Raw genomic sequence first — 10,023 nt, forward strand, 5'->3', positions numbered from 1 at the left:
GACCAATGTGAGCAGGCCTTCCGAATCTCCACTCCGCCCGCCGCACAGTCCTGTGTCGATATACCCGGCCGCCACCCACCGGTGCCGCCCTACGGACGTAGTTGTCCACCGGCCAGTCCGTCGGCAGCCAGTTGAGCGAGATCCGCCCCCAGCAATGCGATGTGTCGGATTGCCGACTCGAACTCAGCGAGGCGCCGAAATGCTTCGCCGTGCGCCCGCTGCTCGTCCAGCGGCAGCCGCCGCACCTGCGCCCGGCGGATGTCGAAGCGCAGGGTTCCGGACAGGCTCGACGCCTGCTTCTCGTTGGCCGAGGTGCGCAGTTGCCCGGCGAGGAACCACGGGTCGAGCGCGGCCGGGTTGGGGCGCAGCAGGTAGAGGTTGCGGCCGAGCAGCGTCCCCTCGGCGGTGATCACCCGGGCGGTGAGCATGTGGGCGATCATCGGCACCACCACGTCGCCGACCATCAGGGGAATCTCCTGGCCGAGCCGCTCGTCGACCTCCCCGGAGGCCTCGACGCCGGCGAGCACGTCGGCCACGGTCAGCACGGGTGACCTGCTCTCCGATCGGGGTAGCACGTCGACCTGCGGCTGACCGGCTGCGGAGGTGACGCGCACCGGCCCGATCAGGTGGAGCGCCCCGCCGCGGATCAGGTCGGCGACCGAGGTGACCAACGGCGCGGCCCTCTCGCTCGTGGGGTTGACCTGCGGCATCAGGGCGGGCAGGCCACCGACGATGGCGGCCAGCCGCTCTCTGGTGCGTACGAGATGCTCGCCGGTCTGCTCGCCCCCGACGGCGGGTTGCCGGCGGGCGGGGGTGAGGTCGACCTCCTCGTCGAGCAGTTCGATGACCGGGACCGAGCGGGCGAAGCCGGCCTCCTCGACCTCGGCGTCGGGCGCGGCGGTGAAGGCCCGCCAGGCGGCGAGGACCCGCGGGGACAGCTCGGCGACGTCGCCCTCGGCCGCGTCGACGAGCAGCGCCCGCGCCGGGGCGGGCGCGTCGGCCGCGGGCCGCCGCAGCACCCAGAGGTGCAGCGGTACGCCGTGCGGGGCGGCCACCCCACTGGGCAGGGCGACGACGGCGCGCAGCGCACCGCGCCGCAGCAGTTCCGCGCGGATGCGCCGGCCGGCCCGGCGTCCGGCTGCCGCGGGTGGCATGAGCAGCACGGCGTGTCCGCCGGGCCGCAGGTGGGCCAGCGCGTGCTGCACCCAGGCCAGTTCCGGTTCGGTGCGTGGTGGGGCGCCGTACTCCCAGCGGGGGTCGTAGGCCAGTTCCTCGTTGCCCCAGTTGGTGACGCCGAACGGCGGATGGCAGATCACCGCGTCGACGGTGCGGCCCTGGAAGGCGTCGGCGCGCAGCGAGTCGCCGGCGCGGACCTCGCCGGGCACGTCGCGCAGGGCGAGCCAGAGCTCGGCGAGGGTGGCGAGGTCGGCGTCGAGTTCCTGCCCGTACGCCGTGGTGCAGCCGGCACGGGCGGCGGCGCGGAGGGTGGCGCCGGAACCGGCGGCGGGGTCGAGGATGGTGCCTGCGCCGACGTCGGCGAGGGCGACCATCAGGTCGGCGAGTTCGTCGGGGGTGGCGAACAGCCGGCCCGGACCGGGGGCGGAGAAGCGCAGCCACAGCTCGTCGAAGGCGGCTTGAGGGCCGATCTCGTCGGCGAGCGCGTCGACGTCGGGCAGCAGGGCCGCCAGGTGTGCGTCGACCTTGCTGCGGGTGGGGCGTTCGCCGCGGTGGCGCGCGAGCAGCAGGGCGCCGACGCCGGCGAGTGCGGACGCCGGGGTCTCCGTCGGTGCGGCCAGGTGCTGCCAGAGGCGGTCCGCGCGGGACAGCTCGGGGAGCTTGCCCTGGCCGCGCAGCCACTGCTCGACCTGGATCAGGTCGAACTCCGGGCTGGCCGTGGTGCCGCCCACGGGAGCTGGGAAGTCGGGATGCCGCTTGCGCCAGTTGCTGACCGCGGCGCGACCGACCCCGGCGAGCCGGGCGATCTCCGCCGCCGTGACGGTCGGTGTCTTCACGCCCAAAGTCTCGCACGCATGTCAAGGTTCACAATGTCTGTTGACACCGTTGTCGGACGATGCTCTCATTGACGCCGCAACGTTCACACCGGGAGGACAACAATGCGCAAGACCACCACTCTCGCCCTCATCGTCACCGCCCTCGTCGCCCTGGGCTGTGGCTCCGGAGCCACCGACAGTTCCAGCACCACGGGTGGCGACAGCGATGCCAAGGGCGAGGAGAAGGCGGCGAAGACCGCCAAGATCGGCCAGCCGGCCCGCGACGGAAAGTTCGAGTTCACGGTCAAGTCGTCGAAGTGCGGCGTCGCCAAAATCGGCACCGACCTGCTCGGCGAGAAGGCTCAGGGCCAGTTCTGCCTGGTCACGCTCAACGTCAAGAACATCGGCAAGGAGGCGCAGATGTTCGACGGCAGCAGCCAGAAGGCGTACGCGGCCGACGGCACCGAGTACTCCTCCGACACCGGCGCCGCCATCTACGCCAACAAGAACGCCGAGACGTTCCTCAACGACATCAACCCCGGCAACCAGGTCACCGGTGTCGTGGTCTTCGACATCCCCAAGAACGTCAAGCTCGCCAAGCTCGAACTGCACGACTCGCCGTTCTCCGGCGGCATCACCGTCGCGCTGAACTGACCTCCCGCCGGCCCGTCGGGGCGGGCGATCCGCCCGCCCCTCTTCCCCGGGCGTCAGCCCACCGCCGCGTCAGTTCACTGAGGAGCGCTGTTATGACGGATCCGACCACCCCGATGCCCGCCGAGCGGCCCCCGTCCCGCCCAAGCCCTCGAACGCCCGAGCCTGGGCCGTCGGTGGCTTGGCCCTCGTCGTCGCGCTGTGCTGCGGTGGTGCGGTCATCGGTGCGGTCACTGGCGACGAGGACGAACCGGCCACCAGCGCCAGCAGCCTCCCGTCAACCACTCCGAGCAGCGCCGCGCCGAGCACGGCTGCTCCCACCACAGCCGCCCCGACCACGGCGGTTCCGACGACGGCCGCTCCCACCACCACCGCCCCCGAGCCGACCACGGCCCCGTCGACCCCTAAGCCCAAGGTGGTCAAGGGGCGCGGCGACGACATCGTGCGGGTAGGCGAGCTGACCGACCTCTCGGTCGTCAAGTTCACCTGCAAGTGCTCCAGCAACACGGTCCTCAAGAGCGACGGGGACGGACTGCTGGTCAACGAGATCGGCTCCTACAGCGGCAAACGTTGGATCAACCTCGAGGATGGCTCGCTGACCACCCAGTTCGAGGTGGAGGCGTCCGGGTCGTGGACGTTGACGATCGGCAGCGTGGCTCAGCTGGCCACGAAGGCAACCACCGGCAAGGCCGCAGGCAAGGGTGACGACGTGCTGGTGCTCGGCGGTGCCGGCACCGCCGCGAGGATCACCCACACCAGGGGCACGAGCAACTTCGTCATCCACGCCTACTCGACGGAGACCGGGGAGGGCGGTCTGCTGGTCAACGAGATCGGCGGCTACTCGGGTGTCCGTCCGCTGGAAGCGCCCGCCCTCGTCCAGGTGACGGCGGACGGCAACTGGACCATCACGCCCGCCTGATCCGTTCACGACATCAGCTCCACAGCGGCGAGGGCGGGCAGAACGCGTTGCCCTCGCCCCTCCCCCGCTACGAGACGTCAGGAGGCGTCGTGCGTCCCGATGAGTTCCTGCGCGCCCTGGACCTGCTCCCCGCTCCCCTGCACGACCGCGCCGTGGCGCTGCGCGGCTACGCCCGGGTCACCGGCTGCGAGGACTGCCAGCGGATCGGCGACGCGGTGCGGCTGGCGCTCACCGCCGCGCGCTACGACGAGATCGCCTCGGCCCGGCAGTTACTCGACACGGCAGGACAGCAGGCCGCCCGGCACGGTTCGACCTGCCGGCCGCAGCCGGACCACGAGCGCGGTCGCGGCCGGGTCGGCCGCTGGGCGACGGCGTCCGCGGCCGTGGTCGCCGCGACCGACGCCAGCTGGAAGGGACGCGCCGGCGGCATCGGGTACGTCGTCAGCGACGGCCACTACGGCCTGCGCGGCCGGGGCACCGACCGGATGGATCCAACCGGGGTCTCGCGCGTCCTGATCAACGAGCTGCGGGCGGTCGACTTCCTGCTGTCCGCGTACGGCGAGGCGCCGGCCGGCATGATCGTGCTGCTGGACAGTCTGACCGCCCTGCGGTACCTGCACCGATGGCAGGCCGGCGAGACCGACTCCGTGCCGGCCGGTTACAGCCTGCGGCCGCGCAGGTCGGCGGCCCAGCCCACCCTGGTCCGGCTCGCCGAGGTGGTGAGCCGGCGACCGGATCTGTCCTTCGCGCACGTGAAGGGACACAGCGGCCACGCGCTCAACGAGGCCGCCGACAGCCTGTCGCACATGGCGCGCCGCCGGGTCGGCGAGTCCTTCGACGTACGACCTCGGGCCCATGCCCTGGTCGACGCCTTCCTCCGCGACTGGCACACCACCGTCGCCGGCTGACCATATCGACTGACTTCTCACCCCCGGGAGATGACCGTGGTTCTCGCTGACCAGCGCACCGCCATTCCGCCCACGGGCTCGTCGATCCCGTCCTGGGTCGGTCCCGGCCTGATCTTCCGGTAGGTCGACGACCTGCGGCCCACCGGACCACGCCCCCTCCCCTGGCCGTCCTGCCTGCTGACACAGCCAGGCGGGGCAGCTCGACAGCGACGCGCAGAGCTCTGACCCGTCCACGGGATCAGCTCCACACCATCCGAACCTAATTTCCCCGCTTCCCCACGGCGGGCCGGCACATCCGCCGGCCCGCGGGGAGCACACGCCTGGAGACGATCATGCCCATTCCCCGTCAGCCCTTTCCCACCACTCCGGCCCTCCCCACCCGCCGTACCGAACCACTGGTCGAGCTGATCTTCGAGCGGCTCACCGCCGAAGACGTGCCCGATCACACCGCCGAACTGGTGCTCGCCGCGCTGAGCGGGCAGGACGACCTGGCCGCCGCGCTCGACGGCGGCAAGCCCAGGCTGGACCTGGGCGCACCGGCCGACGAGGCGCCGGCCGGGCGGATCTGGCTCTCCTCGATCACCGTCGCCGGGTTCCGGGGCGTCGGCCCGGAACGCACCCTCCAGATCGACCCCGGCCCCGGCATCACCCTGGTGGTCGGGCGCAACGGCTCCGGCAAGTCGAGCTTCGCCGAGGCCGTCGAGCTGGCGATGACCGGCGACAGCGCCCGCTGGGCGGACCGCAACAGCGTCTGGCGTACGGGGTGGCGCAATCTGCACTCCCCCGACCCGTGCTGGATCGTGGTGCAGCTGCGCGTCGACGGGGTGGCGAGGCCGGTGACGGTGACCCGGTCGTGGCCGCTCGGCGCGACGTTGGCCGACGCGGAGGTCACCGTCAGCAGCGAGCAGGGGCGACACGGGGGCCTGGCGGAGCTGGGGCTGGCCCGCCCGCTGGAGTTGTACCGGCCGTTCCTCACCGCCGCCGAACTGGGCCGGCTCACCGCCGGCACGCAGAGCCAGCTCTTCGACGCGATCTCCGCCATCCTCGGCCTGGAGGCGATCACCGACGCCGACCAGCGGCTGGTGGCCGCCGCCCGGCCCTTCGACGCCACCATCAAGGAGGTACGCGCCCGACGCGGCGCACTCGCCGATGAGCTGACCGGTGTCGCCGACGACCGGGCCCGGCGGGCGGCCGTGCTGCTGAAGGGGCGCGGTGCCGTCGACGTGGCGGCGCTGAGCGCGATCCTCGACGAGCCGGAGGAGGTCGCCGCCGACCGGCCTCTGCTGCTGTGCCGGCGTCTGGTCGAGCTGGCCGTGCCGGCCGGGGAGGAGGTGTCGCGGCTGGCGGAACAGATTCGTGAGGCGTCCGCCGAGGCGCAGCGGCACGACGATGGGCGGTCCCGGGCGGCGCTGCGCACCGCCGAGCTGTTCCGGCTCGCGATCGAGCACCACGAGGACGCCGGCGACAGCCCGTGCCCGGTCTGCGCCGCCGGCACCCTCGACGGGGACTGGCGCAACGCCGCCAGTGCGTCGCTGGCACAGCTGCGGGACCGCGGTCTCGCCGCCCAGTCGGCGGCGGCGCGGCTGACCGCCCTGCTGCGGCAGGCGCACCACCTGATCGACGACCTCACGGTGCCCGACGGCGACGCGGCGGAGGCGCCGCTGAGCCAGCCGCACACCGCGGCGCCACCGCTGGACGGGCCGCGTGCGGAGGTGCCACGGGACGAAGCGCACGCGGCGAAGGCGCTGGCCGGGCCGCGCGCCGAGGTGCGTTCGGACGGAGCGCACGCGGTGAAGGCGTCGCTGGACGACCTGCGCGGGGCGGTGGTGGCGCTGCGGCGCGTACCTGCGGAGCCGGCGGAACTGGCGGCGCACCTCGACGCGCGGTATCCGGCCGTCGTGGCGGCGGTGGGGGCGGCCCGCGCGTACGCCGAAGGGGTTCTGCGGCAGCGCGACACCGGGTGGCGGCGGGCGGCGGCCGAGCTGCGCGGCTGGGTCGACGCCGCGGCCGGGCTGCCCGAGCGGGAGGCGACGCTGGCCCGGGTGAAGGCGGCGCGGGCCTGGCTGAAGTCCACGGCGGCGCAGCTGCGCAACGAGCGGGTGGCGCCGTTCGCGGAGCACTCGCAGCGGATCTGGGCGCAACTACGGCAGGAGAGCAACGTCGAGTTGGGGGCGATGTCCCTCGAAGGGGCGAACACCCGGCGGCGGGTGGTGTTCCCGGTCAGCGTGGACGGCGCCGACAACGGGACCGCGCTGGGCGTGATGAGCCAGGGTGAGATGCACGCCCTCGGGTTGGCGACGTTCCTGCCGCGCGGGTGCGCGCCGGAGAGCCCGTTCCGGTTCATCGTCGTCGACGACCCGGTGCAGAGCATGGACCCGGCCAAGGTGGACGGCCTGGCCAGGGTGCTCGCCGCGCTGGCCGAGCAGCGGCAGGTGGTGGTCTTCACCCACGACACCCGGCTGCCGGACGCGGTCCGCCGCCTCGACCTGGGCCAGGCTCGGATCGTCGAGGTGACCCGCGCGGAGCGGTCGGTGGTGACGCTGCGGCCCGGCTCCGACCCGGTCATCCGTCACCTCGACGACGCGTACGCGCTGTCGCGCAACGAGGAGATCCCGGCCGAGGTGCGCGGGCCGGTGGTGGCGGAGCTGTGCCGCTCGGCGGTGGAGGCGGCCTGCCACCGGATGGTGTGGCGGCAGCGGGTGGCACGCGGAGTGCGGCACGACGACATCGAGGTGGCCATCGTGGACGCGTCGCGGCGGCTGACCACCACGCTCGCGTTGGCGCTCTTCGACGACGCCGACCGGGGCGGCGACGTGCTCGGCTGTCTGGGGCGCCGGTACGGGCCACGGGTGGTGGCCGCGTACAAGGCGTGCCGAGAGGGTGTGCACGGGGCGTACCTGGCGGACCTGCCGGGTCTGGTCGCGGACGCCTGCCTGTTGGCGGAGGCGCTGCGGTGACCGCGCCGACGCCGCAGCGCTGCCTGGCGGCGGCCGAGGAGTTGCTGCGGGGCGCCGGCGCGTTCGGCGGGGCCGCCGTCACCGGCGGCTGGTGGCCCCGGGCATGCGCCTGTCTGATCCGGCTCGCCCTCGAGGGTGGCGTCGACGCCTACTGGCGGCGGACCAGGCCGGCGGTGGCGCGGTGCGGGCAGGGCCGGGCGAAGCAGCTGATGCTGCGCGGTCGGCTCGGTCCCGGTGTCGTCGTCGCCCGCCGCGTCGCGTTCGCCTGGGCGACGCTGTCGGCCGCCACCCACCACCACTGCTACGAGTTGGCGCCGACGGCCGCTGAGCTGCGCCGCCTGCACACCGAGGTGAGTGTCCTGCTCGCCCGGCTCGACGACAACCGCCCTCCTGCCCCACCGATCGGGGCACGGGCCCCGAGACGTTCAGCGGCGAATACCGGCCGAGCGGGTGACGACGGTAACCGTACCGGCGCGTTCTGTCGGGTTCGCGTCGCAACACGGTCGGGTGTCCGCTAGGGGGCGCTGACCTGCGGGCGGAGGGTGTGACCAGCCGACTTTCCACTCCGAGACGAGGTAGTCATGCCCGTGACTCCGAGCTATCCCGGCGTCTACATCGAGGAAGCCCCGAGCGGCGTCCGACCCGTCATCGGCGTGGCGACCGGGTTGGCCGCCTTCGTCGGATACGTCCGGACCGGGCCGGAACACCGGGCCGTCCGGGTCAACAGTTTCGGCGAGTTCGAGCGCCGGTTCGGCGGGGTCGACCGGGACTCCGAGCTCAGCCTGGCGGTGCAGCAGTTCTTCCGCAACGGCGGCTCGGCCGCCCTCATCGTCCGGGTGCCCCGGGCCGACGCCTGCCCGGCCTCGGTCACCCTGCTGGACAAGGTGGGCGCCGGCCCGAAGCCGGCGCTGGTGCTGGACGCGGCGAGCAGCGGCGGGTGGGGCAGCGACCTGCTGATCGACGTCGACCACGACGACGCGGCCGACCCGAAGACGTTCAACCTGAGCGTCCAGGACGCGGCCACCGGCGCGACCGAGCGGTTCACCGGGCTGTCCTCGGACCCGGCCAGCGCCGCGTACGCCGTCACCGTGCTCAACGATTCCGACCGGGGCTCCTCGCTGGTGCGGGCCCGGGCCGGGGCGAGCGGAGCCGGCCGGCCGGTGCCCAGCGGCACCCTCGGCGCGGCGATCGGCTCGCCCACCGTGGACGCCGCGAAGAACTACCGGCTCACCGTGCAGCCCGACCGGCCCACCAAGCCGGACCCGGCGGACCCCACCAAGACCGTCCCCGCGGTGAGCGCGGTTACCGTCACGGCGCTGGAGAAGGACGAGCGGCTGCCGTCCTCCCCCGCCGGGGTGGCCGCGCTGCTGCAACGGAAGATCAACACCGCGCTCGGCGCCACCGACGGGGCCGCGGGGCTGCGGGTGCGGGTGCTGCCCACGGCCGACGGCGGGCTGCGCATCCTCGGCGACGTCGATTCGCAGGTGGCCCCGGCGGCCGTCGACGCGGCCTTCACCGTCACGGGCGCCACCGCCTCCGGCGACGTGGCCGACGGCGCGGCCCTGCTCGGCCTCGGCGGCGCCACCACGAACGTCGGCCGGTACACCCCCCTCGGGGCCAAGCGGCTCGGCCAGGGCGACCTGGTCACCGGCTCGGACGGCACGACGCTGCCCGGCACCGCCGCGCTGATCGGCTCCGAGGCCGCCTACACCGGCATCTACGCCCTGCTCAAGACCGACCTGTTCAACCTGCTCTGTATCCCCGACGCGACCCGCGCCAAGCCCGGCGACCCCAGCACCGTCGACACTGGGCTAAACCCGGAGGCGGTCTGGGCCGCCGCCTACGAGCTGTGCGCGCGGCGCCGGGCCGTGCTGCTGGTCGACCCGCCGCCCGGGGTGGACGACCCGGATCGCGCGCTGGACTGGATCAACCAGCTCGGCGTGAAGGGCCCCAACGCGGTGGCGCACTTCCCCCGGCTGCGGGTCCCCGACCCGACCGACGGCTTCCAGCCGCGCACTGTCGCCCCCGCCGGCACCCTCGCCGGCCTGTACGCCCGCCAGGACACCGAGCGGGGCGTGTGGAAGGCCCCGGCGGGCACGGAGGCGCAGCTGCGCGGGGTGACCAACCTGGTCTATCCGCTCACCGACGCCGAGAACGGCGTGCTCAACCCGCTCGGGCTCAACTGCCTGCGGACCTTCCCCGTGGTCGGCACCGTCAACTGGGGAGCCCGCACCACCGCCGGCGCCGACGTGCTGGCCAGCCAGTGGAAGTACACGCCGGTGCGCCGGCTGGCGCTCTACATCGAGGAGAGCGTCTTCCGGGGCACCCAGTGGGCCGTCTTCGAGCCCAACGACGAGCCGCTCTGGTCCCAGCTGCGGCTGAACCTGACGTCGTTCATGCAGGACCTGTTCCGCAAGGGCGCGTTCGCCGGGCGTACCCCGCGCGAGGCGTACCTGGTGCGGTGCGACGCGGAGACCACCACCGCCGACGACCGGGACCGTGGCGTGGTGAACGTGGTCGTCGGCTTCGCCCCGCTCAAACCCGCCGAGTTCGTGATCGTGCGGATCCAGCAGCTCGCCGGCCAGAGCCCGTCCTGA

The 10,023-nt window shown here is 73.5% G+C and carries 7 protein-coding genes; 6 read left to right on the plus strand and 1 reads right to left on the minus strand.

Annotated features, from left to right (window positions below):
- Positions 1 to 89 precede the first annotated feature (89 nt).
- On the minus strand, positions 90 to 2,012 hold the full coding sequence (locus GA0070608_RS26075) for an N-6 DNA methylase (protein ID WP_245715952.1): 1,923 nt from the start codon (positions 2,010 to 2,012) through the stop codon (positions 90 to 92).
- A 102-nt stretch (positions 2,013 to 2,114) separates the two neighbouring features.
- On the opposite strand from GA0070608_RS26075, the gene GA0070608_RS26080 reads away from it, so the two are divergent.
- From GA0070608_RS26080 to GA0070608_RS26105, 6 genes are all read left to right on the plus strand, one after another.
- On the plus strand, positions 2,115 to 2,645 hold the full coding sequence (locus GA0070608_RS26080) for a DUF4352 domain-containing protein (RefSeq protein WP_091631094.1): 531 nt from the start codon (positions 2,115 to 2,117) through the stop codon (positions 2,643 to 2,645).
- A gap of 178 nt (positions 2,646 to 2,823) precedes the next feature.
- Positions 2,824 to 3,561: a hypothetical protein gene (locus GA0070608_RS26085; protein ID WP_091631095.1), complete on the plus strand. Its 738-nt coding sequence runs from the start codon at positions 2,824 to 2,826 to the stop codon at positions 3,559 to 3,561.
- Between the two features lie 89 nt (positions 3,562 to 3,650).
- Positions 3,651 to 4,469: a ribonuclease HI gene (locus GA0070608_RS26090; protein WP_091631096.1), complete on the plus strand. Its 819-nt coding sequence runs from the start codon at positions 3,651 to 3,653 to the stop codon at positions 4,467 to 4,469.
- A gap of 332 nt (positions 4,470 to 4,801) precedes the next feature.
- Positions 4,802 to 7,426, plus strand: a complete 2,625-nt coding sequence (locus tag GA0070608_RS26095; RefSeq protein ID WP_091631097.1) for an AAA family ATPase — start codon at positions 4,802 to 4,804, stop codon at positions 7,424 to 7,426.
- Positions 7,423 to 7,944, plus strand: coding sequence for a hypothetical protein (locus tag GA0070608_RS26100; protein ID WP_176733843.1), 522 nt, complete (start codon positions 7,423 to 7,425; stop codon positions 7,942 to 7,944). Before GA0070608_RS26095 ends, GA0070608_RS26100 begins: the two co-directional genes overlap by 4 nt.
- Positions 7,945 to 8,007: 63 nt before the next feature.
- Complete coding sequence (locus GA0070608_RS26105) at positions 8,008 to 10,023, plus strand: phage tail sheath family protein (RefSeq protein ID WP_091631098.1); 2,016 nt, start codon at positions 8,008 to 8,010, stop codon at positions 10,021 to 10,023.

Source organism: Micromonospora peucetia (assembly GCF_900091625.1).
In the GTDB taxonomy this organism is placed as follows: domain Bacteria; phylum Actinomycetota; class Actinomycetes; order Mycobacteriales; family Micromonosporaceae; genus Micromonospora; species Micromonospora peucetia.